The following is a 25,973-nucleotide window of genomic DNA, read 5'->3' as shown; positions in this document are numbered from 1 at the left end:
CATCGCGTGGGCTGACGTTCTGGCGCATGGGTTTGGCAGTGCTTGCAGGCTGTACTGCATTACAAAGTCATCCGCCCGTCGCTGTTGGGTTTGCGTTAGTTCTGTTGTGGCCGTTGCTAGCGTTTATACAGCTCAGTAACCGGCAAACTTCCTGGCCGATCCAGACATTCCAGCACACGCCTCAGGGCTGGCGTTTGCAGCTGGACACCGGAGCCGTGCATTTTGCCGAGATGTACGGGCCTGTTCGCCTCACGCCTGGGTTTGTGGTGCTCTGTTGGCAGGAGTTGATGACGCTGGCTGTTGATGCTGAGCCAACCACACGCCGCACAGGGCAACGCTGGCGTGTGGTGATTTGGGCCGATCAGCTTAGCGCAGAGGACTGGCGCCGATTTTCCGTGTCATTACGCTGGCGTCGCCGCGAGGGCTCTTCGGGCGACAAAATACTGTCGGCCAGTACAGCGCTGAGTTGAGGATAATCCAAGGTGTAATGCAGGCCACGGGACTCTTTACGCATGAGTGCGCAACGGATGATGAGCTCGGCGACCATGACCAAATTACGCAATTCAATGAGGTTGCTCGACACCCGATAGTGGCTGTAATACTCCTCAATCTCAGCCTGTAACAGCAGCACTCGGTGCAATGCGCGCTCCAGTCGCTTGGTGGTGCGTACAATGCCGACAAAGTCCCACATAAAGCGCCGCAATTCATCCCAGTTATGCAGAATCACCACATCCTCGTCGGGATCGCGCACCTGCGTGGCATCCCAGGCGGGCACGCTGGGTGGTGCTGCCGTGTGCGCTAGCTTGCTTCGGATATCACGGGCCGCCGCCATGGCAAATACGAAACACTCCAGCAGCGAGTTACTGGCCATGCGATTGGCACCGTGCAGGCCGGTAAACGAGGTTTCACCAATGGCATAGAGGTTGGCAATATCGGTTTCACTGTGGTGATTGACCATCACACCGCCGCAGGTGAAATGCGCTGCGGGCACCACCGGAATTGGTTCCTTGGTGATGTCGATGCCGTATTCCAGACATTTGCGATAAATGTTCGGGAAGTGGCCGGTAATGAAGTCCGCTGGTTTGTGCGAGATATCGAGGTAGACGAAGCGGATGCCTAAGCGCTTCATCTCGAAATCGATGGCGCGAGCCACGATGTCACGCGGGGCCAGCTCGGCACGCTCATCGAAGCGCGGCATAAAGCGCGTGCCGTCCGGTAGTTTCAGTAGGGCGCCTTCCCCGCGCATGGCTTCGGTAATGAGGTATGACTTGGCCTGCGGGTGATAGAGGCAGGTGGGGTGGAATTGGTTGAATTCCATATTGGCGACGCGGCAGCCGGCTCGCCACGCCATGGCAATGCCGTCACCGGTGGCAATGTCGGGGTTGCTGGTGTACTGATAAGCCTTGCTAGCACCGCCGGTAGCGAGTGCAACGAAACGCGCGCGGCAGACCTCTACCTCGCCCGTGTCCTTGTTCAAAACATAGGCCCCGATAACGCGATTCTCGCCGTCTAAGCCTTGTTTTTGCGTCGTGATCAGCTCCACAGCGACCCGGTTTTCCATGAGGTCGATGTGAGCGCATTCCCGGACGCGCTCAACGAGGGTGGTGGAAATGGCTCTGCCCGTGGCATCGTCTGCGTGAATGATGCGGCGGTGCGAGTGGCCGCCCTCGCGGGTGAGGTGCAGATGCTCGGTTTCATCGAGGGTGAAACCGACGCCCTGATCAACCAACCAGCGAATGGCTTCGGGACCATTTTCTACCGTCAGTTTGACGCTATCCTCATGGCAAAGACCGGCACCGGCAATGAGCGTGTCTTGAACATGGCTGTCGGTCGAATCGGTTGCGTCTAGAACGGCAGCAACGCCCCCTTGGGCATAGTAGGTGCTGGCTTCGGTAAGCTCGGCTTTGGACAGCACAGCAATGCGCAGCGTGGCGTCGAGTTGCAGGGCTAGCGTTAGGCCGGCGGCGCCGCTGCCAATAATGAGCACATCATGCTCAAACGATGAAGTCATAGCGCGGAGAAGTTCCAGAGGGCTGTCATGAAAAAGCGATGATGCCATAGTATGGGACTGAATTACGCTGACCCGATTTGACAGGTGGACGACAAAAACAATCTCTACTTGAATAGCATTGCTGTCAGCCTAATTGTATTCATAGCGTTGTCGTTCCGAGACTAATCATTAGCGATCGCTTTTTCGTTTGAAGGAATCGAGGGAAAATCCATGGCCTTGTTACACAAGCAACTGACTACATTGAACCGAAACCTCTTCGCGGCTTGTCTGTTGGCTGCCTCGGTCACGCTGGTACCGCAAAGTGCGCAGGCGGCCCTGCCTGAATTTGCCGATATCGTTGAGCGTACCAGTCCGGCCGTGGTCAACATCAGTGCGACGTCCAAGGCGAAGCCGACGGAGTCTGGCGCGGATGAAATGCAGGAGCTACTGCGCCGCTTTTACGGTCTGGAAGCACAGCCTCAGCAACCACGAAACAAGCAGTCTTTTGGGTCGGGCTTTATCATCGGCAATGAAGGCTATGTCCTGACCAATAACCATGTGATTGATGATGCAGACAAGGTTACTGTGCGCCTGAGTGATCGTCGTGAGGTTGAGGCGAAAGTCATCGGCACCGATCCGCGTTCCGACATTGCCCTGCTGAAGATTGTTGCCACTAATTTGCCGGTGGTGAAAATCGGTGATCCTTCCAAGCTTCGTGTGGGCGATCCCGTGCTGGCGATTGGTTCACCATTTGGCTTCGATTACTCCGCGACGGCAGGCATTGTCAGCGCCAAATCCCGTGCCCTGCCCAATGAAGCCTATGTGCCATTTATTCAAACCGATGTGGCCATTAACCCTGGTAATTCGGGCGGCCCCTTATTTAATACGGCCGGCGAGGTCGTTGGCGTGAACTCGCAAATCTACAGCCGCTCCGGCGGCTTCATGGGCGTTTCGTTTGCGATTCCTATTGATGTGGCCATGGAAGTGGTTGCCCAGCTACAGGATAAGGGCAAGGTCAGTCGTGGCTACTTGGGTGTCTCCATTCAGGAAGTGACCAAAGAGTTGGCCGATGCTTATGGCTTAGAGCGCCCAGCAGGTGCCTTGATTGCCAGCGTTGAGGCCGATTCTCCGGCCGGCAAAGCGGGTTTGAAATCGGGCGATGTGGTTACGCAGTTCAATGGTCTGGCGATTAACCTCGCGGCCGAGCTGCCGCAAGCTATTGGTCGCGCCAAAGTGGGTGAGACCTATCCCCTTATGGTTGTGCGCGACCGTAAGGCCTTGCAGCTTCAAGTGAAAGTTCAGCCTATCCCGGAAGAGCAAGTAGCAACTACCAAAGCGGCTAGCCCGGATTTGTCGCGCTTAGGCCTGACCTTGCGCGATTTGCAGGAGTCGGAAAAAGCCTCTCTGAAACTTGCAGGCGGGGCCTTGGTTGTTAAGGTGGCCGAAGGCTCGGGTGCCGATGCCGGCTTGCGTAATGGCGATGTGATTACCCGTTTGGGCAGCACAGCCATCACCAGTGCGCGTGAGTTTGTTGCGGCAGCCCGTAAGCTCAATGCGGGGGTCACTGTACCCGTGGCGATTTTGCGTCGGGGCAGCACCTTAATTCTGGCATTGAAGCTTGAACCTCAGGATGCCTCGCGATAAATCGAAGTAATTTCGCTGCCGCCCCGCAGGTTTTCGCCGGGGCGGGGCGAATCGGCTACACTATGCGCCCCTTGCAGAAACATTCTGGCTGAGTCGCTGTGTCCGAAATTAAGAACATCCGCAATTTCTCTATCATCGCCCATATTGATCACGGCAAATCGACGCTGGCCGATCGATTTATTCAGATTTGCGGCGGTCTGGAAGATCGTGAAATGCAAGCACAAGTGCTTGATTCCATGGATCTTGAGCGTGAGCGTGGCATTACCATTAAAGCCCACTCGGTCACGCTGTATTACACCTCGAAAATCGATGGTGAGACCTATCAGCTCAATTTCATCGACACCCCAGGCCATGTCGACTTCTCGTATGAGGTCAGCCGTTCGCTGGCCGCGTGTGAAGGGGCCTTGTTGGTCGTGGATGCGGCTCAGGGCGTTGAAGCCCAGTCCGTAGCCAACTGCTACACGGCCATCGAGCAGGGCTTGGAAGTGATGCCGGTGCTCAACAAGATCGACCTGCCGCAGGCAGACCCCGATCGTGTCTGCGAAGAAATTGAAGAAATTATTGGCGTTGAGGCCATTGATTCGCCTCAGTGCTCGGCCAAAACCGGCTTGGGCGTTGTTGATGTGTTGGAAGCGCTGATCCAGCGCATTCCTGCCCCTGTCGGGGATCGCAGTGCGCCACTGCAAGCGCTAATCATTGATTCTTGGTTCGACAACTACCTCGGCGTGGTCTCGCTGGTGCGCGTGAAGCACGGCCGCGTGAAAAAAGGCGACAAGATTCTGGTGAAGAGCACCGGCCAGAGCCATCTGGTATCTAGCGTGGGTGTGTTTAACCCCAAGCACAGCGAAACGGACGGTCTCCATGCTGGTGAAGTCGGCTTTGTCATCGCCGGCATCAAAAACATTTTCGGCGCTCCGGTGGGCGATACGCTGACCCTGATCGGCACACCCGATGTGGATATGCTGCCTGGCTTCAAGAAGGTCAAGCCGCAGGTCTACGCCGGACTGTTCCCCATCACTTCGGATGACTACGAGCCGTTCCGCGACGCACTCTCCAAGCTCACGCTGAATGACTCGGCGCTGTTTTTCGAGCCGGAATCGTCTGACGCTCTGGGCTTCGGCTTCCGCTGCGGCTTCCTCGGCATGCTGCACATGGAAATCGTGCAGGAGCGCTTAGAGCGTGAATACAACCTCGACTTGCTGACCACGGCACCGACCGTGATCTACGAGATCATTACCAAGAAGGGCGAGACGCTGTACGTCGACAACCCCTCGAAGCTGCCGGACACCGGTTCGGTTGAAGAGTTCCGTGAGCCGATTGCCGAGTGTCATATTTTGGTGCCGCCGGAGTATGTCGGCGATGTCATCAAGCTGTGTCAGGAGCGTCGCGGCACGCAGAAGAGCATGCTCTTTCATGGCAAACAAGTGGCGCTGACCTATGACGTGCCTATGGGTGAAGTCGTGCTCGACTTCTTTGACCGGTTGAAGTCATGTTCGCGTGGCTATGCCTCCTTGGACTATGCGTTCAGCCGCTTTGAGCCTGCCAGCTTGGCCCGCGTGGATATTTTAATTAACGGCGAGCGGGTTGATGCGCTGGCTATGATTTGCCATACCGAGAATGCGCGTTATCGCGGCATGATCATTGTGGAAAAAATGAAAGAACTGATTCCCCGTCAGATGTTTGATGTGGCGATTCAGGCGGCTATTGGCGCTCAGGTCATCGCGCGTCAGACCGTAAAAGCCATGCGTAAAGATGTTTTGGCCAAGTGCTATGGCGGCGACGTCAGCCGTAAGCGCAAGCTGCTGGATAAGCAGAAAGAAGGTAAAAAACGTATGAAGCAGGTCGGCAATGTGGAGATTCCACAGGAAGCCTTCCTGGCGGTTTTGAAAGTCTAACTAAGTCCACGCCTCAGGCGCGGGAGCGGTCATGGATATTGATTTTTCGTTGGTGCTGACCTTAGCCGTATTAATAACGGGCTTGCTGTGGGGTTTTGATGCCTCTGCGCTGAAACCAATTCGTCAGCGACGACTAAAAGCAGCTCAAGCGGCGGCAGCAGCACAAGGTGCGACGCTGCCGGCGGATGCTGAGCAAAAATTGCTGCGGGAACCGTGGCTGTTTGAAACAGCGCACAGCTTTTTCCCGGTGCTGGCGGTTGTGTGGGTGCTGCGCTCATTCTTGGCGGAGCCGTTTACAATTCCTTCAGGGTCCATGTTGCCGTCGCTAGAAATTGGCGACTACGTGCTCGTTAACAAATTTGCCTATGGCGTTCGTTTGCCGGTCTTGGGCACCGTGATTTTGCCCGTTGATCTGCCCAAGCGCGGCGAGGTCATGGTGTTTAAGTTTCCGGCCAGTCCAAATATGAACTACATCAAGCGTGTGGTTGGCCTGCCTGGCGATCTCATTGAAAGTCGCCAGGAAGTACTCTTTATTAATGGAGTTGAGGCTAAACGCGAATTACTGTCGCAAGAGCCGGCAATTGAGCCATGGCAACAGGTCTGGCGCGAAAACATCTTTGGCGCAGTTCATACCACGCGTGAAGAAATTGGGCGTGAGCCTACCGGCGGTGATTGGTCTTACACCGTGCCGGCCGGCCACTATTTCATGATGGGCGACAATCGCGATAACTCTAACGACAGCCGTTTCTGGGGCCCCGTTTCCGAGGACCTGATTGTGGGTAAGGCGTTTTACATTTGGATGCACAAAAAGCCGGGCTTGAACCTACCGGTCTTTGATCGCAACGGGAGCATTGAGTGACGCAGCCATTAGCGCGCCTCCAGCGCATTTTGGGCTATCAGTTCCAAAATGAGGCTTGGTTGCAGCTGGCGCTAACGCATCGCAGTATCTCGGGTAAGCGCAATAATGAGCGCCTCGAGTTTCTGGGCGATGGCCTGCTTAATTTTGTCATCGCCGATTGTCTATACCAGCAGTTCCCAGACGAGAACGAAGGCCGTTTGTCGCGCTTGCGAGCAACGCTGGTGCGTGAAGAAAGTTTGGTGATTCTGGCGCATGAATGGAAGCTGAGTGAGTTCCTCATCATGGGTTCGGGTGAGCTGAAGAGTGGCGGCTATCGTCGCGATTCGACCTTGGCCGACGCGGTCGAGGCCATCATCGGCGCCATGCATTTGGACGGGGTGGCGATGCCGGACATGCAGGCGCATATTCGACGCTGGTATGGCGAGCGTTTGCTGCGAATTGAAGCCAGCGATGCCCTCAAGGACGCCAAGAGTCGGCTGCAGGAACTTCTGCAAGGGCGCAAGCTGGCGCTGCCGACTTACGAGCTGGTCAGCGTCACCGGCGAGGCGCACGAGCAACATTTTCAGGTGCGTTGTCTGCTCGCCGCGAGTGCGCTGACCGCACATCAAGACATTATTACGGAAGGCGAGGGCGTCACCCGACGCGTCGCTGAACAACAGGCTGCCGCCGCTGCGCTGGCCGTGCTGGAACTGGGAGCAGGGCAAAAAAATGGCATCCGATGACATCATCAACTCATTCTTTTCGGGCTCGGCTGCCGATCCTGCGAACACGGTGCCCAGCGATTATCGCTGTGGCTATGTGTCCATTGTTGGGCGGCCGAATGTCGGCAAGTCGACCCTGCTGAATCACATCCTCGGGCAGAAGCTGGCGATTACCTCGCGCAAGCCGCAGACCACGCGTCATCGCATGCTGGGTATTGTCTCGCGTGACAAGGTACAGGCGATATATGTAGATACGCCCGGCATCCATGGCGAAGAGCGCAAGGCGATTAACCGCTACATGAACAAGGCGGCGACCTCGGCTCTGAAGGACGTGGATGTGGTGCTGTTCGTGGTCGACGGCCTGAAGTGGTCGCCCGATGACGAGCTGGTGCTGACCAAGCTGCAAAAGGTCAATGTGCCGGTGCTGCTGGTCATTAACAAGGTCGATACCATCGAAGACAAGGCCGCCTTGCTGCCGCATATCGAGCAGTTGTCGCAACGCCTACCCTTTGTTGAAGTGGTGCCGGTATCGGCACTGAAGGGCCATAACCTCGACAAGTTGCACGAAGCCGTGGGCCAACGTCTGCCGTTCTCGCCGCCGTTCTACGATGAAGATCAGATCACGGATCGTTCGCAGCGTTTTCTCGCGGCCGAGCTGGTGCGCGAAAAAATCATGCGTCAGCTCGGTGAAGAAATTCCTTACGAGATCACGGTTGAAATTGAAGAGTTCAAGAAAGAAGGCAAGTTGTTGCGTATCTCCGCCTGCATTCTGGTGGAGCGTGACGGTCAGAAGAAAATCGTTATTGGTGATGGCGGCCAGCGATTGAAGCTGATCGGCACCGAGGCGCGTCTCGATATGGTGAAACTGTTCGACAGCAAGATCATGTTGTCGCTGTGGGTCAAGGTCAAAGGCGGCTGGTCCGATGATGAGCGCGCTCTGAAAAGCTTGGGCTATGGTGATCTCTAAGTTGCCACCGAGGTCTTTCCGCAGCCATGCGTGAACTAGCTTGGCAGCCTGCCTATTTGCTCCACGCACGCGCGTATCGCGAAACCAGCGTGTTGGCAGAATGGCTACTGCCTGAGCTGGGTCGAGTCGGAACGGTGTTGCGCGGAGCGCGGAGCAAGGGCCGTGTCGTGCCAACCCCGTTTCAACCCTACTTTGTGCAGTTGGCAGGCACCGGCGAACTCAAGCAAATTCTTGCTCACGAAGCTGCAGGTCCGGCCTTGAATCTCGTCGGCCCCGCCTTGTTTTCCGGACTGTATTTGAATGAACTGCTGGTGCGCCTATTGCCCCGTGAATTGCCGCAACCGGAGCTTTTTGTGGCCTACGCGGGGGCTATTGGCGAGTTAAGTGAGCTTGTCGAGCCGGAGGTTAGGGGCATAGAGCCTGTCTTGCGCCGTTTTGAGCGACAGCTGCTCGACACCATGGGCCAAGTCGCCAGCCAGACGCATCAGGCAGACACTCAGCAGCCTTTGGCCGCAGACCAGTATTATCAGTTTTATCCCGAGCAGGGTTGGCTGCCGGCTCGCGATGGGCAATCGGGCGCTTGTTTAGGGGGCGATATCATGGCAGTTGCCGCAGACACGCTGGATACACCCGACCGCAGGCGTTTAGCAAAGTGGCTGTATCGCTTGGCGCTAGAGCCTCTTCTTGCGGGTAAGCCATTAAAAAGTCGTGATTTATTTGCTGCTATGGTTAAGCCAGCACAGGAGCGTACACCATGAGTCCGTTATACCTCGGCGTCAATATTGATCACATTGCCACGCTGCGTCAGGCGCGCGGGACGCGATATCCAGAGCCGGTGCACGCTGCGCTCATTGCCGAAGAGCATGGTGCTGATGGCATTACTGTGCATCCCCGTGAAGATGGCCGCCATATCCAAAAGCGGGATGTGCGCATCCTCGCTGAGGTGCTGCAAACACGCATGAATCTTGAGATGGCTGTTACGGAAGACATGCTGGCGTTCGCTGAAATCATCCGCCCTAAACATGTGTGCCTCGTGCCGGAAAAGCGCGAAGAACTCACCACGGAGGGCGGCCTTGATGTGGTGGGCGGCTTCTCTCGCATTCAAGCCGCATGCCAGCGTTTGGGGCGGCAGGGCATGGATGTTTCCTTGTTTATTGACCCCGAGCCGTCACAAATTGACGCGGCGATTCGTGCCGGAGCCCCCACGATTGAACTGCATACCGGCGCCTATGCGGACGCTGAAGATCCGGCAGAAATTGAACATGAGTTCGAGCGCATTCGATTGGCTGCAGAATATGCCCACGGTAAATTGGTGGTGAACGCAGGTCATGGCCTGAATTTTCACAACACCGCGCGTATTGCCGCCTTGCCCCAATTTCATGAGCTCAATATTGGTCATGCACTGATTGCACGCGCCTTGTTTAGCGGCTTGGCCACGGCGGTGCGTGATATGAAAGACTTAATGCAGGAGGCGCGTCGCAGCCGATGAACGAAGAGCAATTCGAGGTTTTTATTGCCGATTGCGCGCAGGCGCTGCAAGCCAAGCAGGCACTTCTACAAAGTCAGTTTGGCCTAGATCGTTTTAGTCGCTGGCAATTGGAGCAGGACTCATCCGTGCTCTGCTTTCTCACGCAAGATGGCCGTGAGCAACTGCGCTTCCGTGTGACGCCGATTGGTACGTATGCCAGCGCGCAAGAGACATGGAAGTGGGCGTGGGCGAATGCCAAGTTACCGCAGACAGCGCGAGAGCGTGCTGAGCGCTTGAAGGCATTGCGCGAACAAACAGACTATGACTGCTTTGCTGATGGTGAGGCATTTACAGCCGATGACACCATGGCCTGGGAGCTGGCTGCGGCGGCTGTAGCGTCCCTGGATGCCGTGGGATGCTATCGTGCCCCCAATCGTGACACCTGGCTTTTTTTGGCGCTGGAAGAGGCATTGATTTAACGCCTCCTCCAGCCCACCGCGCTTAGTTCTTTAACTCAATGCTGCCGCTTACATTGACTGAAACACGACTATCACCGCCGGCCATTTCTGCAGCGGGTGCGGCATCAGCCATTTTCATCATCATCATGGGTGGGCGAGGGTAGCCACCACCGCCACCGCTGCTACCAAGGTTCATTTGTACCAGGCTATAGCTCTTCGCGCCCCAGGCTTGGCGAACGGCATCGGCTTTCTCGCGGAACGCAGCAATCGCATCCGTTGTGAGTTTTTTCTCAGCAGCCAAACGGGTTTCTTCCGACACCACGAAGTTCAAGCCTTGGAGTTGCAGCTTGTCTTGTAGCTGACTAAGCAACTCGCCCGCCGCTTTAAAGTCTTTAGATTCCAGGTTCAGCTCAGCGCGACCGCGCCAGCTCTCTAATTTTTGTTTGTCGTTATATACCGGCCAGCTTTGTTGATTACCGGAGGCTAATTTAACCGTATTGAAGTTGCGGCCCTTGGCCAGGCTCTCGTTCATAGCCTGAGTTAAGGCACGGGCTAGCTGGCCCGGATTTTTATCGGATAACTCGATGCTGAGCGTGGCGCGCATCAGGTCATTGGGCAGAACTTGGCTCACTTCCGTTTGAAAATCGACGCGGTTACGGGGGCTTTGATGATCTGAGGCTAGGGCTACATTGGCAGTGCTCAGCAGTGTCATCGCGAGTACACAGGCTTTAAGCGTGTTTTGCGTCATGAAATCGTTACTCCATTTACGTGTAGGCCTGTGCGATCGCACAGTTGCTTCGTAGAATACGCTTCAACGTCTTGGAGGATGACATGAGTAATACAACGAAAGCGTTAGGTAGTTTTATTTTCTGGAGCCGTTGGTTGCAGTTGCCGATGTATCTCGGCTTGATCGTGGCCTTGGGCATCTATTCCTACAAGTTCATGCTCAAGCTGTGGGATCTCACGATTAACCTCGGCATCCTGAAAGAAGACGACATCTTGCTCAATGTGCTGTCGCTCATTGATGTGGTGATGATCGCTAACTTGCTGGTGATGGTGATTATTGGCGGCTACGAAATTTTCGTGAGTCGTTTAGATGTGCAGGATCATCGTGACCAACCGGAGTGGCTCGCGCATGTCGATGCCGGTGTTCTGAAGGTCAAGCTGGGCATGGCACTGATCACCATCTCGTCGATTCATTTGCTGCGTAGCTTTATTGATGCCGGCAATATTTCTGAGCACACCCTGAAATGGGAAGTGATTATTCACATGGTACTGGTGGTGTCGGCAGGTTTTATTGCGGCGACTGACTGGATGATTAACAAGTCCAAAAAGTCACACTAATCGGGGCTATTACGCAGGCAATAGCGGGGAGTTCAGACCCACCGTCACCTGCTCATTGTGTATGAGCAGGGGGCGTTTAATCAGGCTGGGCTTGGCTATGAGCAAGGCCGTTAGCGCCGCTTTATCCAACAGCGCAGCTTGCGCTTCTGGAGAGAGCTGGCGCCACGTTGTACCTTGGCGATTCACTAACTGATCAGCGGGCAGATGCGCTAACCAGAACGAAATCTGCTCAGCGCTCGGCGGCATCTTTTTGAAGTCCTGAAACGCATAAGCAACGCACGCCGCATCGAGACGGGCGAAGGCTTTCTTCATGCTGTCGCAGGCTTTGATGCCGCAGATTTGCAGCATTAGCCCATCAGTCCTTTTTCACGCAGCAGCTTCAGCACCTGCTCAGCCGCTTCACTATTGCTCTTCGCCAGCTGTACAGGTGCAATCGCTTCGGCACTGCCACGAATGCGCAGGCTGCGCTCGCCAACCACTTCATCCGCCACAATCACCAGCAGGCCCGCTGCTTGCAGCGCCTCTATGGCCTGATCGTCAGCATTGGCTACCACTGGCAATGCGCCCGCTTGGAAGAGCGCGCGCTCAATAAGCTCAGCTAACTCACGCGCGCCACTGGCTTCCACCACCAGTTTCAATGCGGAATGACCGAGGCGACGAGCACGTGCAGCAGCCGTGACGGCGGGTAGTTGCTCGATGTCGCTCAGCGTCTTGGCGCGCTCTTGCACCATACCGGCACCCACCGTGATGTTGCTGAGGCGGTCGATGACGATGAGGTTGCCCGTAGCCTTGCTCAGTGCGTAGCTGTCGAATGCGACGGCACGCGTTAGCTGTACGCGGCAGAGCGCGATGCCGTTGAGCGGCAACGAATCGGTGGCGCTGGTGGCCAACGTGTTGACGTCGATCTGATGCACGATTTCCGTGATCTGACCCGAGGTGAATGTGGTGCCCAGCTTGAAGTCGTAGGTTTTTCCCACGGTCAGTGGCTGCTCATGCATCCACACGATGTGTGCGAGGAAGGCATGGCTCATGGTCAGGTCGTCATCGGCGGCGATGATCATGTCACCGCGCGAGATATCGATTTCGTCGTTGAGCGTGACGGTAATGGCCTGGCCCGCATGGGCTTCAGCGATCTCGCCTTCCCAGACTACAATCGATTTGATCGTGGAGGTCTTGCCAGACGGCAGGGCCTTAATCGCCATGCCCGGCTTCACGCTGCCGGCGGCCAGCGTGCCGCAGAAGCCACGGAAGTCGAGATTCGGGCGATTCACGTACTGCACCGGCAGGCGCAGCTTGCCCAAGGGCACGACGCGCTGAATCGGCAGGGTGTCCATGAGCTCCAGCAGCGGCGTACCGGTGTACCAAGGCATTTGCGTGCTCTGGTGAACCACGTTCTCGCCCTTCAGGGCCGACATCGGCACATAGCGCACGTCCGGCACATTGAGCTGGGCCACGAAGGCTTCGTATTCAGCCTTAATCTCGTTGTAGCGCGCTTCGCTGAAGCCAACCAAGTCCATCTTGTTGATGGCAATAACGAAGTGGCGAATACCCAGCAGCGAGCAAATAAAGCTGTGACGACGGGTCTGCACCTGCACGCCGTAGCGGGCATCGATGAGCAACACGGCGACATCGGCGGTGGATGCACCGGTGGCCATGTTGCGCGTGTACTGCTCATGGCCGGGGGTGTCGGCAATGATGTATTTGCGGAGGTCGGTGGCGAAGAAGCGGTAGGCCACATCGATGGTGATGCCCTGTTCGCGCTCGGACTGCAGGCCGTCTACCAGCAGCGCCAGATCCACGACTTCGCCGGTGGTGCCGTGCTTGACACTGTCACGGGTGATGGCGGCGAGCTGGTCTTCGAAGATCATCTTCGAGTCGTGCAGCAGGCGGCCGATCAGCGTGGATTTACCGTCATCTACGCTGCCGCAAGTGATAAAGCGCAGCATGTCCTTGTGTTCATGCTGGTGCAGGTAGTCCTGAATATTGTCGATACGTTCGATGATCATTAGAAATATCCTTCGCGTTTCTTTTTCTCCATCGAACCCGATTCATCGTGGTCGATGGCGCGCCCGGAGCGTTCGGAGGTGCGGGTGACCAGCATCTCCTGAATGATGTCCGGCAAGGTGGCGGCGTCGGACTCTACCGCGCCGGTCAGCGGGTAGCAGCCGAGGGTACGGAAGCGCACCGATTTCATCATCGGCACTTCGCCTTCGCGCAGGGGCAGACGTTCGTCATCAACCATGATCAGCATGCCGTCACGCTCAACCACCGGGCGCACGGCCGAGAAATACAGCGGAACAATCTCGATGTTTTCGAGGTAGATGTATTGCCAGATGTCCAGCTCGGTCCAGTTAGACAGCGGGAACACGCGGATCGACTCGCCCTTGTTGATGCGGCCGTTGTACAGGTTCCACAGCTCCGGGCGCTGTACTTTCGGGTCCCAGCGATGGTTCTTGTCGCGGAAGGAGTAGACGCGCTCCTTGGCGCGTGACTTTTCTTCATCGCGGCGAGCGCCACCAAAGGCGGCATCGAAGCCATGTTGATCCAGCGCCTGCTTCAGCGCCTGGGTCTTCATGATGTCGGTGTATTTCGAGCTGCCGTGATCGAAGGGATTAATGTTCGCCGCCAGCCCATCGGGATTGGTGTGCGAAATCAGCTCCATACCCGCTTCCTGTGCGATGCGGTCACGGAAGCTGATCATTTCCTTGAACTTCCACGTCGTGTTCACGTGCATCAGTGGAAACGGCGGCTTGCCCGGCGCAAAGGCCTTGCGCGCCAGGTGCAGCATCACAGACGAATCTTTGCCGATGGAGTACATCATGACCGGGTTGTCGAATTCGGCGGCAACTTCGCGAATGATATGGATGGACTCAGCCTCAAGTGCCTTGAGGTGAGTCATGCGGTGTTCGGGGAGCGACATGCGCGCGTGTCCTCTTTAAGAAACAGTGTCAGTCCGCGATGCGGAGCAGTTCGTTGATGCTGGTTTTGCTGCGGGTCTGGGCGTCGACCTTCTTTACGATGACGGCGCAGGTCAGGCTGTAGCGGCCATTGTCGCGGGGCAGCGAGCCAGCCACCACGACTGAGCCAGCAGGCACGCGGCCGTAGCTGATTTCGCCGGTTTCGCGATCGTAGATTGGGGTTGATTGGCCGATGAACACGCCCATGGATAGGACCGAGCCTTCGCCAATGATAACGCCTTCAACCACTTCCGAACGCGCACCAATGAAGCAATTATCTTCAATGATGGTGGGGTTGGCTTGCAGGGGTTCGAGAACGCCACCGATGCCAACGCCACCCGAGAGATGCACGTTCTTGCCGATTTGCGCGCAGGAACCGACGGTAGCCCACGTGTCGACCATCGAACCTTCATCCACAAAGGCGCCGATGTTTACATAGGACGGCATCAGCACGGTGTTGCGGGCAATAAAGCTGCCGCGACGGGCCACTGCAGGCGGTACGACACGGATGCCGCTGGCCGCGAATTGCTCCGGCGTCCAATCAGCGAACTTGGTCGGCACCTTGTCGTAGAACTGCATGCCGCCACCGGCAGGAATCGGCACATTGTCATTTAAGCGGAACGACAGCAGCACGGCTTTCTTTAGCCACTGGTTGACTTGCCATTCGCCATTGATCTTTTCGGCAACGCGAGCGGCGCCGCTATCGAGCAGCGTCAGGGCTTCGTTGACCGCATCGCGCACATCCTGCGGGGCCGACTTCGGCGAAAATTCGTTGCGGCGCTCAAAGGCGTCTTCAATAAACGTGGCAAGCGACATGACTCTCTCCAATCAGGCAAAACAAAAATCACTTCCCAAGAATCACTTCTGAAGAAAGGATCGAATTCTTTCGGCGGCCTCAACACACTCCGCCACACTGGCAACCAACGCCATCCGCACATGACCTTCGCCCGGGTTGCGGCCATCGCTGCCGGTGCGAGCCAGATAGCGGCCGGGCAGCACGGTAACGGCTTGCTGTGCATGCAGCTCGCGGGCGAAATCTTCATCGGAGCCCGGCGTGCGTGCCCAAAAGTAAAAACCCGCTTCGGGCATCTGCAGTGGCAGGACCGGATTCAGTATGGCCAGCACGCGCGCGAACTTGTCGCGATAAAGGGCGCGATTGTCCCTCACATGGGCCTCATCTTGCCAGACCTCTGTTGAGGCCAATTGATGCTGAACCGGCATGGCGGAGCCGTGATAGGTGCGATAACGCAGATATTGCTTGAGCACGGCAGCATCGCCCGCGACAAAACCGGAGCGCAGGCCGGGCAGGTTGGAGCGTTTTGATAAAGAGTGAAAGACCACGCAGTTCTTAAAATCATCGCGTCCGAGCTCAGCACAGGCTTGCAATAAGCCCACGGGTGGCAGGCTTTCATCGAAGTAAATTTCCGAATAGCACTCGTCGGAGGCGATGACGAAACCGAAGCGGTCGCTCAGAGCAATCAGCTTTTGCAGCGTGGCCATGCTCAGCAGCGCACCCGTGGGGTTGCCCGGCGTGCAAATGAACAGCAGCTGCGTGCGCGCCCAGACTGAGTCGGGCACGGCATCAAAGTCGGGTTGTAAACCGGTGGCAGGAGTGCAGGGCAGAAACACCGGTTCGGCGCCGGCGAGCAAGGCGGCGCCTTCATAGATTTGATAGAACGGATTCGGCATAAGCACCAGCGGCCGCTCACTCACGCTGCGATTAACCACCGCCTGCGTGAACGAAAACAGCGCTTCACGCGTGCCATTGACCGGCAGTACCTGCGTGCCGGCATCCACTGCTTTCAGGCCGAAGCGTTGCGTCAGCCACTGGGCGATAGCTTCGCGCAGCACCGGCAGGCCCAGCGTGGTCGGATAGTTCGACAGGCCGCTAATATGGCGGGCGATGGCATCTGCCACGAAGGCCGGCGAAGCATGCTTGGGCTCGCCGATGGACAGCGCAATAGGCTTTAGCTGCGTTGGAGCAGTATGGCCTTTGAACAAGGTCGCGAGCTTTTCGAACGGGTAGGGATGCAGCAGCGACAATTCAGGATTCATCAGGAGGTCTGGTCCAGTTGATCGCGCAAAGCGGCGCACAGGCGCTCGCAAAGCTCGGGATCGGAAAGCGGTTGTTGAGCGGCGTCCGTGAGAAAGAACACGTCCTCTGCACGCTCACCCAGGGTAGCAATACGCGCGTTCTGCAAGTTAACGCCGTGCTCCATGAATATGCGTCCGACCCGCGCCAGCAGGCCAGGACGGTCGAGCGTAATGACCTCAACCACCGTACGCTGATGCACCAGATCGTTGCTCAAATTCACTTGTGTTCGCACATCGAAATGCTTGAGCTGGCGCGGCAGGCGGCGCTGTACCAGTACCGGGAACTGATCCGGGCGCGCCAGACTCTGGCGCAGCTCGTTGCCGATATGCGCTAAGCGCGAGCTGTCGGCAATGCGGTCGCCGTTTTCGTCGAGCACGATGTAGGTGTCCAGCGAAAAGCCGTTGTTCGAGGTGATGATGCGCGCATCCATGACCGTCAGGTGCAGTTGATCCAGCGCGGCCACGGTGGCGGCGAACAGGTTCGGCAGGTCGCGGGTGTAGACGAAGATCTGCGTGGCGCCATCGTAGGGCTCGCTATGGTTTTCGCGCACCAGCACCAGTGGCCCGGCATCCGGTCCGTGACGCAGCAGCGCCGTGGTATGCCAGGCGATGTCTTTTGCCGACTCGCGCAGGAAATAGTCGTCACCGAGGCTGTCCCACACGCCTTCGGCTTCGCTGCTGCCGATCTGTTGATCTTCGAGCAGCTCCAGCGCCGAGGCGCGGTTCTCGATGATCCACTCCTGCTTGTCGATCGGATTCACCAGGCCGCGACGCAGTGCGCGCTTGGTCTGCGTGTAGAGCTGGCGTAATAGCGAGGCGCGCCAGGAGTTCCACAGCGTGGGGTTGGTGGCGCAAATATCGGCCACGGTGAGCGCGTAGAGATAGTCCAAGTGCACGATGTCGCCGACTTTCTTCGCGAACTCGTTGATGACATCAGGATCAGACACATCTTTCTTCTGCGCCGTCACCGACATGACCAAATGTTGCTGCGTCAGCCAGGCCACCAAATTGGCATCCCACTTGCCAAGGCCGTGCTCAATGCAGAAGTCATGAGCATCCACTGCACCCAGCTCAGAGTGATCGCCGCCGCGACCCTTAGCGATGTCGTGAAACAAGCCGGCGATGTAGAGCAGCTCAATTTTTGGCAGATTCTTGGCGACTTTGGCGACGACCGGAAAGCGTTCCTCCACTTCGGGGTAGCGGAAGCGACGCATGTTCTTCAGCACCAGTAGCGTGTGCGCATCCACCGTGTAGATGTGGAAGAGGTCGTACTGCATTTTGCCGATGATGGCGCCAAAAGCCGGAATGTAGCGGCCCAAAATACCGTAACGCTTCATTCGGCGCAGCGAGGAAAACAGGGCGGTGCGGCAGCGCAACAGCTCCATAAACAAGGACTTATTTCGAATGTCGTTGCGGAAGTTGTCATCGATGAGCACAGCATGCTGCATGATCAGGCGAATGGTGCTGGCGCGAACTTCAGTGACTTCAGGGTGATCACCCAGCAGCACAAAAATCTCTAGCAGGGCCGAAGGGTAGCGCTTAAACACGTCTTCGGAGGTGACTTCAATGATGCCATTACGCAATTGAAAACGGCTGTTGAGCGCCACCACGGGAGCGCTTTCGTCTTCGCCCAGAATGGCTTCGTCGAAGTAGCGCAGCAGCATTTCATTAAGCATGGAAATGCGCATGGCCGCGCGGTAATAGTCTTGCATCAGCTGCTCGACGCCGCGATTAGCCTGGCTATCACCATAGCCAAAAAGCTCGGCCATGCGTCGCTGGTAGTCGAAAAGCACACGCGTATCGCTGCGACCACTGACGATGTAGAGCGCGAATCGAATGCGCCAAAGTACGCACTGACACTCATCTAGCTCAACAAACTCGGCCTCGGTTATAAAGCCATGCGCCACTAAATCACGCAGCGTATCGGCACCAAAGTGGCGCTTGGCGACCCAGCCAATGGTTTGGATGTCGCGCAGCCCGCCGGGTGCGTTTTTGAGGTCCGGCTCCAGGTTGTATTCGGTGTTGTTGTGCTTGGCATGCCGCGCAATTTGTTCATCGCGCTTGGCAATAAAAAAGGCTTTTCCCGGCCACAAGCGATCCGGTCCGGTCAGGCGCTGCATGTCGCGACGCAGGCGCTCGTCACCCACCAGCGTGCGCGATTCCATGATGTTGGTGGCGATGGTGATGTCTTCCGTCGCCAGCCGCACGCAGTCCGAGAGCGAACGCACGCTGGAGCCGATGTCCAGCCCCAAGTCCCACAAGTGCGTGATGAACTGGCTAACGGCTTCCTCGGCGCCCGTGGGCAGCTCTGCACCGTCATGCAGTATCAACACATCCACGTCCGATGCCGGATGAAGCTCAGCACGGCCATAGCCGCCCACAGCCAACAGCGCAAGATCATTAAACTGATCTAAGCCCAGATTGACCCAGGCTTGGCGCAAGACATCATCAATGGCATTGGCCCATTCGCGCACTAAGAGACGAATGTCACGGCCTTCCTTGAAGCGCTCAATGAGTTCAGCCTGCGCTGCTTTCAGACTGGTTTTGTCTGAAGGGGAGGTGTTCATGCGGCACGCTCGGTCAGGAACGTAAAGTCTTCTTCGGGGCGTGCGGTCAGAATTTCGACGCCCGTATCCGTGACGAGAATGGTGTGCTCCCACTGCGCGGATAACTTGTGATCTTTGGTCACTACGGTCCATTCATCGGGCAGCAATTTCGTGTGGTGCGAACCGGCATTGATCATAGGCTCAATGGTAAAGGTCATGCCTGCTTGCAGTGCCATGCCTTCACCCGCTTTACCGTAATGCAGAATTTGTGGTTCTTCATGGAACACTTTGCCAATGCCATGACCACAGTATTCACGTACCACTGAATAGCGGTTCGCTTGTGCATGTTGCTGAATGACGGCACCGATGTCGCCCAACGTGCAGCCAGGACGAACCAACGCCAATGACTTGTATAAGCACTCTTGCGTTACGCGAACCAGTCGTTGCGCCAAGATGGAAGGTTGCCCAACAAAGAACATTTTGCTGGTGTCACCGTGATAGCCATCCTTAATGACCGTGACATCGACATTGATGATGTCGCCATCCTTTAAGATTTTCTTGTCACTGGGGATACCATGACAGATGACCTGATTCACCGACGTGCAGATGCTTTTCGGGAAACCGCGATAATTCAGTGGCGCCGGAATAGCGCCTTGAACATTGACGATGTAGTCGTGACAGATCTGATTCAGTGTCTCAGTGCTGACACCGACTTTGACGTACTCACCAATCATGGTGAGTACGTCAGCGGCGAGGCGGCCAGCCACGCGCATTTTGTCGATTTCTTCAGCGGTCTTAATCAGCGTGCTCATGCAATGTCCCGGACGAACCCTGCGAATTCACGCAGTGGTTGAGGTTTAGAAGTCGCCTATGGTATAAAGCGCGCCGCATTTCGGCAAACATACGAAGTGTGTATTTTTAAATCCGACCAACAGTCGACACGATTACCGGGTGCTCATTGAGAAAAATGAGTTGGTAATTGGGGCTGTTGCGAGGCCATAACCCAACTGGAGAAACTCTCATGGCACAAGTCACCATGCGTGAGCTGCTGCAAGCCGGCGCTCACTTCGGTCACCAGACTCGCTTCTGGAACCCCAAAATGGCCCCGTACATCTTCGGCGCCCGCAACAAGATCCATATCATCAACTTGGAACACACTGTTCCAGCGCTCAATGATGCCCTGAATTTCGTTAACCGTCTGTCCAGCCAGAAGAACAAGGTTCTTTTTGTTGGCACCAAGCGCGCGGCAGCGCCGATCATTGCTGAGCACGCCGCTCGCGCTGGTCAGCCCTACGTTAACCACCGCTGGCTCGGCGGCATGCTGACCAACTGGAAGACCATTCGCCAGTCGATCAAGCGTCTGAAAGATCTGGAAGCTCAGCTCGCTGACGGCACATTCGCCAAGCTGACCAAGCGTGAAGTGCTGGAACGCACTCGCGAAATGGAAAAGCTGGAAAAATCGCTGGGCGGCATTAAGGACATGGGCGGCTTGCCCGATGCCATGTTCGTTATCGACGTTGATCACGAAGCCACTGCAATCGCCGAAGCGCGTAAGCTGGGCATCCCCGTGATCGGTGTGGTGGATACTAACTCCAACCCAACGGGTGTGGATTATGTGATCCCTGGTAACGATGACGCCATTCGCGCTATTCACCTCTACGTCGGTTCGATGGCTGATGCCATCATCGAAGGTCGTGAATTCGCTGCCACCACCGGTGGTCGCGAAGCTGACGGTTTTGTTGAAGTCGCTGCCGCTGCTGAGTAATTTTCGAAGGCACTTAGTTTCGTGCTTTTGAGTGGCTGATAGATGAAGAAAGGGGCTTAGGCCCCTTTTTTCAGATGGTTTTTTGTTTCAGATGATGTTTCTGCGCTGCTGAAACATCCCTTTTTTGGTCGACGCCGTCAGGCGGAGGCCTTTTTTATTGAACACACTGTGAGGATTTAATCATGGCAGACGTAACCGCCGCCCTCGTAAAAGAACTCCGTGAGCGTACTGGCCTCGGCATGATGGAATGCAAAAAGGCATTGGTTGAAGCCGGTGCTGACATCGAGCTGGCTATTGATAACCTGCGTAAGTCGGGTCAGGCCAAAGCCGCTAAGAAAGCGGGCAACATCGCCGCTGATGGCGCCATCATTCTGGCTAGCGATGCTGGTGTGGCTATCGCGCTGGAAGTGAACTGCCAGACTGACTTCGTGGCTCGTGATGCCAACTTCTCCGCTTTCGCCAACAAGGTTGCCGGCATTGCCCTGGCTGCCCGCGAAACCGATGTAGCCAAGATTGCTGAGCTGAACTACGACGGCATCACCGTTGAAGAGGCTCGTGTACTGCTGGTACAGAAGATCGGTGAAAACATCCAAGTTCGTCGCGCCGTTTTGGTTGAAGGCGCTCAGCTGGCCACCTATGTTCACGGCCTGAAAATTGGTGTGGTTGTTGCTTTCGAAGGTGGCGACATCGACCTCGGTAAGCAAGTGGCTATGCACGTAGCTGCAGCAAACCCACTGGTTGTTAATGCAGACGAAATTCCTGCTGAAGTGCTCGCGAAAGAGCAGGAAATTGCTGAAGCTAAGGCGGCTGAATCCGGCAAGCCAGCCAACATCGTTGAAAAAATGGTGCAGGGCGCTCTCGCTAAGTTCCGTGGTGAAGTCTCCCTGGTTGAGCAAGGCTTTGTGATCGACCCAGAACAGAAGGTGGGCGCTGTGTTGGCTAAGGCCGGTGCAAAAGTGACCAAGTTCGTGCGTCTGGAAGTCGGCGAAGGCATTGAAAAAGTAGAAGTTGACTTCGCTGCTGAAGTGGCCGCTACGCAGGCTGCTGCTGCCGGTAAGTAAGTCGTCGCCAGTCATCACTGACTGTCTGCAAAAGGCCTCTTAATGAGGCCTTTTTGCTGTAAGCTTGCCAACAATCTAAAACCCTTAAAGAGGCCCTGCTAATGACTGATCAACGTCTCGCGCACAAGCGCATTCTGCTGAAATTGTCGGGTGAGGCACTAGCTGGAGATGCCGATGTTGGCATTGACCCTAAAGTCCTGAAGCGCATGGCGCTGGAGGTGGGTCAGCTCGTCGGTATTGGTGTGCAAGTGGGCATTGTAGTGGGCGGCGGCAATTTGTTCCGTGGCGCAGCGCTGCAACAGGCTGGCTTGGACCGAGTGGCTGGTGATCACATGGGCATGCTGGCGACCGTGATGAACGGCTTAGCCCTGCGTGATGCCCTAGAACGCAACAACATCAAAACTCGCTTAATGTCGGCCATCCCCATGAGTGGTGTGGTTGATCATTACGATCGCCGCGCTGCTATTCGACATTTACAAAGTGGCGATGTCTGTATTTTTGTGGCTGGTACCGGCAATCCATTCTTCACCACCGACACCGCTGCGTGCTTGCGGGGCATTGAGATCAATGCCGATATTGTCATCAAGGCAACGAAGGTTGATGGCATCTACAGTGCCGACCCGGTGAAAGACCCCAGCGCCACCAAGTACGATTTAATTACTTTCGATGAAGTGCTGACTAAGCAACTAGCCGTTATGGATTTGACCGCTATGTGCCTGTGCCGCGACCACAACATGCCACTGCGTGTCTTTAATATGAATAAGACCGGTGCCTTGCTGAACCTTGTGGTGGGTGAGTCTGAAGGCACGTTGGTGACGCGTTAATTTTAGTTTTCGACCGTATTGTTGTTTGGAGTTTTCATGATCAATGATCTGAAAAAGGACTGTGAAGTCCGTATGCAAAAAACCTTGGATGCCCTGGAGCAAGCGTTTTCTCGCGTGCGTACAGGTCGTGCTCACCCGTCCATGTTGAAAGACGTGATGGTGCCTTACTACGGTACAGACACTCCGCTCATGCAAGTGGCTAACGTCAATGTGGATGACTCGCGAACACTGATTGTGCAGCCGTATGAGCGCAACATGGTGGGCGCTATTGATAAAGCCATTCGTAACTCGGATCTCGGCCTAAATCCGGTCACCACCGACGTGATTCGCGTGCCGTTGCCGGCGTTGACCGAACAAACTCGTCGCGACATGCAGAAGTTGGCGAGAAACGAAACCGAAGGCGCACGCGTGGCTCTGCGTAATATTCGTCGCGATGTCATTGGCGATATTAAAGAGTTGGCCAAGGAAAAAGAGATTTCCGAGGACGACGAGCGTCGCGGCACAGACGACATCCAGAAAATTACCGACCGCTTTGTTGCTGAGGCGGACCGCCTGCTGGCGGCAAAAGAAGCCGAACTCATGCAGGTTTGATGGGCCATGGATCAAGACCAGCCGAGTAGTTCAGCGCCAGATGCGGAGGCGTGTACCCATGCCTTGCCACGCCATGTGGCGGTCATCATGGATGGCAATAATCGGTGGGCAAAAGTACGCGGCTTGCCGGGCACGGAGGGTCATCGTGCTGGTGAGCTGGCGCTGCGTAATGTGGTCGAGCTGGCTGCAAAAGCGCGAATTGAAGTGCTCACGGTGTTTGCCTTTTCCAGCGAGAACTGGCGTCGTCCGCCTGACGAAGTCGCTGCGCTTATGCAGCTCTTTCTCATGGCACTAGAGGTTCGCGTTCAGGAACTGAACAAGGCGCGTATTCGTTTGCGCTTTATCGGTGACCGCAGTGCCTTCTCGGCAGAGCTTCAAGCCGGCATGTTAAAAGCTGAGGCGCTGACTCAGTCGCATACGCGTATGACGCTGGTGATTGCCGTCAATTACGGTGGACAGTGGGACATGGCCCAAGCGGCGCGTCGTCTTGCTGAGCAGGTTGCCGCGGGAACATTGGCGCCTAAAGACATTACGCCGGCACGGGTTGCAGAACATATCGAACTGGCGGATGTGCCGCCGGTGGATCTTATGATTCGCACGGGTGGCGAGCTTCGTATTAGTAATTTTGTTTTATGGCAGTCCGCGTATGCGGAATATTATTTCAGCGATGCCTTGTGGCCAGACTTTGGTCATGATCAGCTGCAAGCTGCCTTAAACGAGTTTTCACAGCGGCAACGCCGCTTTGGCCGAACATCAGAACAAATCGAGGCCCTTCATGCTTAAAGAACGCGTCATAACGGCACTTCTTCTTTTACCCGTGGTGTTGTGGTGCGTTTTTGGCGGTGTAGCCTCAGCGTTCCCACTTTTTGCCTCGGCCATTATCTTAGCGGCTGCCTGGGAATGGACGGCGATGATGCGAGTGTCGGCCTTGCTTGCTCGCCTTGGCTTTGTCGGTCTCGTGGCAGCAGCCATGTATGGGGTTAAGCCGCAGGCACTGAGCTTTGATGCAGCGGGCGTCAATGCCTTAGGGCCGCTCATGGCCGGCGCCGCGCTGTTTTGGTTGGTGGCCTTGGTTTGGGTGCGTCGCTACCCCGGCGATGCTCAACGCTGGGATCGCCCGTTTTTGATGCTGTTGATTGGCTTGCTTTTGTTGGTGCCAACATGGGCTGGCCTCGTGCAGCTGCACGGCCAATCACCCTGGTGGTTAATGTATGTGCTGCTGCTGGTTTGGGGCGCAGACACGGGTGCGTATTTCGCCGGTCGCCGTTTTGGCAAGGTCAAACTGGCTCCCTCGGTGAGTCCTGCTAAAACCCGCGAAGGCCTCTATGGCGGCCTCGTGACCACGTCGATCATTATGCTTGTCGTGGCGTTTAATCTTCAGTTAGCGGGTCTGCAGTTTTTACTTTTTGCCGTGGTTTCGGCAACGACGGTTCTTGCTTCAGTACTCGGGGATTTGTTCGAGTCCATGGTGAAGCGTCGTGCGGGCATTAAAGACTCCGGTAAGATTTTTCCTGGACACGGTGGCGCGCTCGATCGCATCGACTCCATCACCGCTGCCGCGCCCGTATTCCTCGCGGGTTGGTGGCTGGCGGGCGGCTTCTAATTTCCGATGACAGCCTTGCAAACACTCACTGTATTGGGCGCAACCGGCTCTATCGGCCGCAGTACGCTGGATGTCGTGGCGCGCTACCCCGAACGTTATCGCGTGTATGCACTCACGGCGTTTAGTCGCGTCATTGAACTGAGCGAGTTGTGCCTGACGTTTAATCCGGTTTATGCCGTGGTGGCGGATGACGCGAGCGCATTATTACTGCGTGAAAAACTGCAAGGCGGCGCTAACGCCACTGAGGTTTTAGTCGGGGAGGCTGCACTGGCGCGCGTCGCTGAGGAAGCGGACACCGTGATGGCGGCTATTGTTGGTGCTGCGGGCCTGTTGCCCACGTTAGCAGCGGTTAAGGCCGGTCGACGGGTCTTGCTGGCCAATAAAGAAGCGCTAGTCATGTCGGGTGCTTTGTTCATGCGCGCCGTTCGCGAGCATGGTGCGACCTTGCTGCCTATCGACTCAGAGCACAATGCAATTTTCCAATGCTTGCCACCTAACCATGCACAGGGGCTGACCGCTGTGGGTGTCGACAAGTTGCTTCTGACGGCATCTGGCGGTCCCTTTCGTGAATTTAGCGTAGAGCAGTTGCAGTCAGTCACCCCAGCACAGGCGGTAAAGCACCCAAACTGGTCCATGGGTCAGAAAATTTCTGTCGACTCCGCGACCCTGATGAACAAGGGATTAGAGTTTATTGAGGCGTGTTGGTTGTTCGCAGCGCGACCTGATCAGATCGACGTGGTGGTGCATCCGCAGAGTGTGATTCATTCCATGGTGTGCTACGCCGATGGCTCGGTGCTGGCGCAGATGGGTCAGCCCGATATGCGCACGCCGATTGCTCATGCGCTGGCATGGCCGGAACGCATCGCATCGGGCGTGCCGGCCTTAAATTTTGCACAGCTAACCGCGCTGACTTTTGAGGCGCCCGATTTGCAGCGATTCCCGTGCTTACGCCTGGCGAAAGAAGCGATGACGGCGGGCGGTACGCATCCGGCCGTGTTGAATGCCGCGAATGAAGTGGCTGTGGCGGCCTTTTTGGCCGGCAAACTCGATTTCCTGGGGATTGCTCGTGTGATTGAGCAAGTCCTGAATGAAATTCCGGTGTCAGCCGCAGAGGAATTGGCTACTATTCTGGCGGCCGATGCTGAGGCACGCCAGCGAGCACATGCCATCGTGGCACATTATTTGTCTAAAACAGGAGAGGGCTGA

General features: G+C 56.2%; 26 protein-coding genes. 17 read left to right on the top strand and 9 right to left on the bottom strand.

Going from position 1 to position 25,973, the window contains the following annotated elements:
• The first annotated feature begins 26 nt into the window (after window positions 1-26).
• Complete coding sequence (locus A8710_RS12580; RefSeq protein WP_406609595.1) at window positions 27-470, top strand: YgfX family protein; 444 nt, start codon at window positions 27-29, stop codon at window positions 468-470.
• Here A8710_RS12580 and nadB read toward each other — a convergent pair.
• Entirely contained in the window at window positions 362-2,011 is a 1,650-nt protein-coding gene (nadB, locus tag A8710_RS09010) for an L-aspartate oxidase (protein WP_068859841.1), read from the bottom strand. The genes A8710_RS12580 and nadB overlap by 109 nt on opposite strands.
• Before the next feature lie 210 nt (window positions 2,012-2,221).
• Here nadB and A8710_RS09005 point away from each other — a divergent pair, with 210 nt between their 5' ends.
• The 8 genes from A8710_RS09005 (at window position 2,222) to A8710_RS08970 (ending at window position 10,003) form a co-directional block, all read left to right on the top strand.
• On the top strand, window positions 2,222-3,634 hold the full coding sequence (locus A8710_RS09005; protein WP_068859839.1) for a DegQ family serine endoprotease: 1,413 nt from the start codon (window positions 2,222-2,224) through the stop codon (window positions 3,632-3,634).
• A 107-nt stretch (window positions 3,635-3,741) separates the two neighbouring features.
• Window positions 3,742-5,529: a translation elongation factor 4 gene (gene lepA, locus A8710_RS09000; protein WP_406609603.1), complete on the top strand. Its 1,788-nt coding sequence runs from the start codon at window positions 3,742-3,744 to the stop codon at window positions 5,527-5,529.
• A gap of 31 nt (window positions 5,530-5,560) precedes the next feature.
• Window positions 5,561-6,388: a signal peptidase I gene (gene lepB / locus A8710_RS08995; RefSeq protein WP_068859835.1), complete on the top strand. Its 828-nt coding sequence runs from the start codon at window positions 5,561-5,563 to the stop codon at window positions 6,386-6,388.
• The gene (rnc, locus tag A8710_RS08990) at window positions 6,385-7,110 is read left to right on the top strand and encodes a ribonuclease III (RefSeq protein WP_068859833.1); all 726 of its coding nucleotides are present in this window, start codon (window positions 6,385-6,387) and stop codon (window positions 7,108-7,110) included. Before lepB ends, rnc begins: the two co-directional genes overlap by 4 nt.
• Window positions 7,097-8,056 carry a GTPase Era gene (gene era / locus A8710_RS08985; protein ID WP_082968763.1) on the top strand — a complete coding sequence of 320 codons (960 nt, stop codon included), beginning with the start codon at window positions 7,097-7,099 and terminating at the stop codon, window positions 8,054-8,056. Before rnc ends, era begins: the two co-directional genes overlap by 14 nt.
• A 26-nt stretch (window positions 8,057-8,082) precedes the next feature.
• Window positions 8,083-8,814 carry a DNA repair protein RecO gene (gene recO, locus A8710_RS08980; RefSeq protein WP_068859831.1) on the top strand — a complete coding sequence of 244 codons (732 nt, stop codon included), beginning with the start codon at window positions 8,083-8,085 and terminating at the stop codon, window positions 8,812-8,814.
• Complete coding sequence (gene pdxJ / locus A8710_RS08975) at window positions 8,811-9,545, top strand: pyridoxine 5'-phosphate synthase (RefSeq protein ID WP_068859829.1); 735 nt, start codon at window positions 8,811-8,813, stop codon at window positions 9,543-9,545. The genes recO and pdxJ overlap by 4 nt, the downstream gene beginning before the upstream one ends.
• Window positions 9,542-10,003, top strand: a complete 462-nt coding sequence (locus A8710_RS08970; RefSeq protein WP_068859827.1) for a DUF6882 domain-containing protein — start codon at window positions 9,542-9,544, stop codon at window positions 10,001-10,003. The genes pdxJ and A8710_RS08970 overlap by 4 nt, the downstream gene beginning before the upstream one ends.
• A gap of 22 nt (window positions 10,004-10,025) precedes the next feature.
• Here the strand turns inward: A8710_RS08970 and A8710_RS08965 are convergent, their stop codons facing one another.
• Entirely contained in the window at window positions 10,026-10,730 is a 705-nt protein-coding gene (locus A8710_RS08965; protein WP_068859825.1) for an SIMPL domain-containing protein, read from the bottom strand.
• Between the two features lie 83 nt (window positions 10,731-10,813).
• Here A8710_RS08965 and A8710_RS08960 point away from each other — a divergent pair, with 83 nt between their 5' ends.
• Window positions 10,814-11,326 carry a TIGR00645 family protein gene (locus A8710_RS08960; RefSeq protein ID WP_068859823.1) on the top strand — a complete coding sequence of 171 codons (513 nt, stop codon included), beginning with the start codon at window positions 10,814-10,816 and terminating at the stop codon, window positions 11,324-11,326.
• Between the two features lie 9 nt (window positions 11,327-11,335).
• Here the strand turns inward: A8710_RS08960 and A8710_RS08955 are convergent, their stop codons facing one another.
• The 7 genes from A8710_RS08955 to map are packed head-to-tail and all read right to left on the bottom strand — an operon-like array spanning window position 11,336 to window position 19,735.
• Window positions 11,336-11,674 (bottom strand): ArsC/Spx/MgsR family protein, encoded by a 339-nt coding sequence (locus A8710_RS08955; protein WP_068859822.1) that lies wholly within the window; start codon window positions 11,672-11,674, stop codon window positions 11,336-11,338.
• The gene (gene cysN / locus A8710_RS08950) at window positions 11,674-13,332 is read right to left on the bottom strand and encodes a sulfate adenylyltransferase subunit CysN (protein WP_068859820.1); all 1,659 of its coding nucleotides are present in this window, start codon (window positions 13,330-13,332) and stop codon (window positions 11,674-11,676) included. Before cysN ends, A8710_RS08955 begins: the two co-directional genes overlap by 1 nt.
• Entirely contained in the window at window positions 13,332-14,246 is a 915-nt protein-coding gene (gene cysD / locus A8710_RS08945; protein WP_068859818.1) for a sulfate adenylyltransferase subunit CysD, read from the bottom strand. Before cysD ends, cysN begins: the two co-directional genes overlap by 1 nt.
• A 28-nt stretch (window positions 14,247-14,274) precedes the next feature.
• Complete coding sequence (dapD, locus tag A8710_RS08940) at window positions 14,275-15,099, bottom strand: 2,3,4,5-tetrahydropyridine-2,6-dicarboxylate N-succinyltransferase (protein WP_068859816.1); 825 nt, start codon at window positions 15,097-15,099, stop codon at window positions 14,275-14,277.
• 42 nt (window positions 15,100-15,141) lie between these two features.
• A complete protein-coding gene (dapC, locus tag A8710_RS08935) occupies window positions 15,142-16,338 on the bottom strand; it encodes a succinyldiaminopimelate transaminase (protein ID WP_068859814.1) in 1,197 nt (398 codons plus the stop codon).
• Window positions 16,338-18,944, bottom strand: coding sequence for a [protein-PII] uridylyltransferase (locus tag A8710_RS08930; RefSeq protein ID WP_094078684.1), 2,607 nt, complete (start codon window positions 18,942-18,944; stop codon window positions 16,338-16,340). Before A8710_RS08930 ends, dapC begins: the two co-directional genes overlap by 1 nt.
• Window positions 18,941-19,735 (bottom strand): type I methionyl aminopeptidase, encoded by a 795-nt coding sequence (gene map, locus A8710_RS08925; RefSeq protein WP_068859812.1) that lies wholly within the window; start codon window positions 19,733-19,735, stop codon window positions 18,941-18,943. Before map ends, A8710_RS08930 begins: the two co-directional genes overlap by 4 nt.
• Window positions 19,736-19,944: 209 nt before the next feature.
• Between map and rpsB the strand changes: the two genes are divergently transcribed.
• The 7 genes from rpsB to ispC all read left to right on the top strand — a co-directional run bounded on the left by rpsB (window position 19,945) and on the right by ispC (window position 25,973).
• Window positions 19,945-20,688 carry a 30S ribosomal protein S2 gene (rpsB, locus tag A8710_RS08920; protein ID WP_068859810.1) on the top strand — a complete coding sequence of 248 codons (744 nt, stop codon included), beginning with the start codon at window positions 19,945-19,947 and terminating at the stop codon, window positions 20,686-20,688.
• A 182-nt stretch (window positions 20,689-20,870) separates the two neighbouring features.
• A complete protein-coding gene (gene tsf, locus A8710_RS08915; protein WP_068859808.1) occupies window positions 20,871-21,749 on the top strand; it encodes a translation elongation factor Ts in 879 nt (292 codons plus the stop codon).
• Window positions 21,750-21,850: 101 nt separating this feature from the next.
• Window positions 21,851-22,573 (top strand): UMP kinase, encoded by a 723-nt coding sequence (pyrH, locus tag A8710_RS08910; RefSeq protein WP_068859806.1) that lies wholly within the window; start codon window positions 21,851-21,853, stop codon window positions 22,571-22,573.
• A 36-nt stretch (window positions 22,574-22,609) separates the two neighbouring features.
• Window positions 22,610-23,164 carry a ribosome recycling factor gene (gene frr / locus A8710_RS08905; RefSeq protein WP_068859804.1) on the top strand — a complete coding sequence of 185 codons (555 nt, stop codon included), beginning with the start codon at window positions 22,610-22,612 and terminating at the stop codon, window positions 23,162-23,164.
• 6 nt (window positions 23,165-23,170) lie between these two features.
• Entirely contained in the window at window positions 23,171-23,947 is a 777-nt protein-coding gene (gene uppS, locus A8710_RS08900) for a polyprenyl diphosphate synthase (protein ID WP_068859802.1), read from the top strand.
• The gene (locus tag A8710_RS08895; RefSeq protein WP_068859800.1) at window positions 23,940-24,767 is read left to right on the top strand and encodes a phosphatidate cytidylyltransferase; all 828 of its coding nucleotides are present in this window, start codon (window positions 23,940-23,942) and stop codon (window positions 24,765-24,767) included. Before uppS ends, A8710_RS08895 begins: the two co-directional genes overlap by 8 nt.
• A gap of 6 nt (window positions 24,768-24,773) precedes the next feature.
• Window positions 24,774-25,973 (top strand): 1-deoxy-D-xylulose-5-phosphate reductoisomerase, encoded by a 1,200-nt coding sequence (ispC, locus tag A8710_RS08890; protein WP_068859798.1) that lies wholly within the window; start codon window positions 24,774-24,776, stop codon window positions 25,971-25,973.

Origin of the sequence: Perlucidibaca aquatica (genome assembly GCF_001676655.1) — a bacterium.
GTDB classification, from domain to species: Bacteria; Pseudomonadota; Gammaproteobacteria; order Pseudomonadales; family Moraxellaceae; genus Perlucidibaca; species Perlucidibaca aquatica.
The sequence above is the reverse complement of the archived record's forward strand: the minus strand, read 5'-3'. Positions and strand labels throughout refer to the sequence as shown.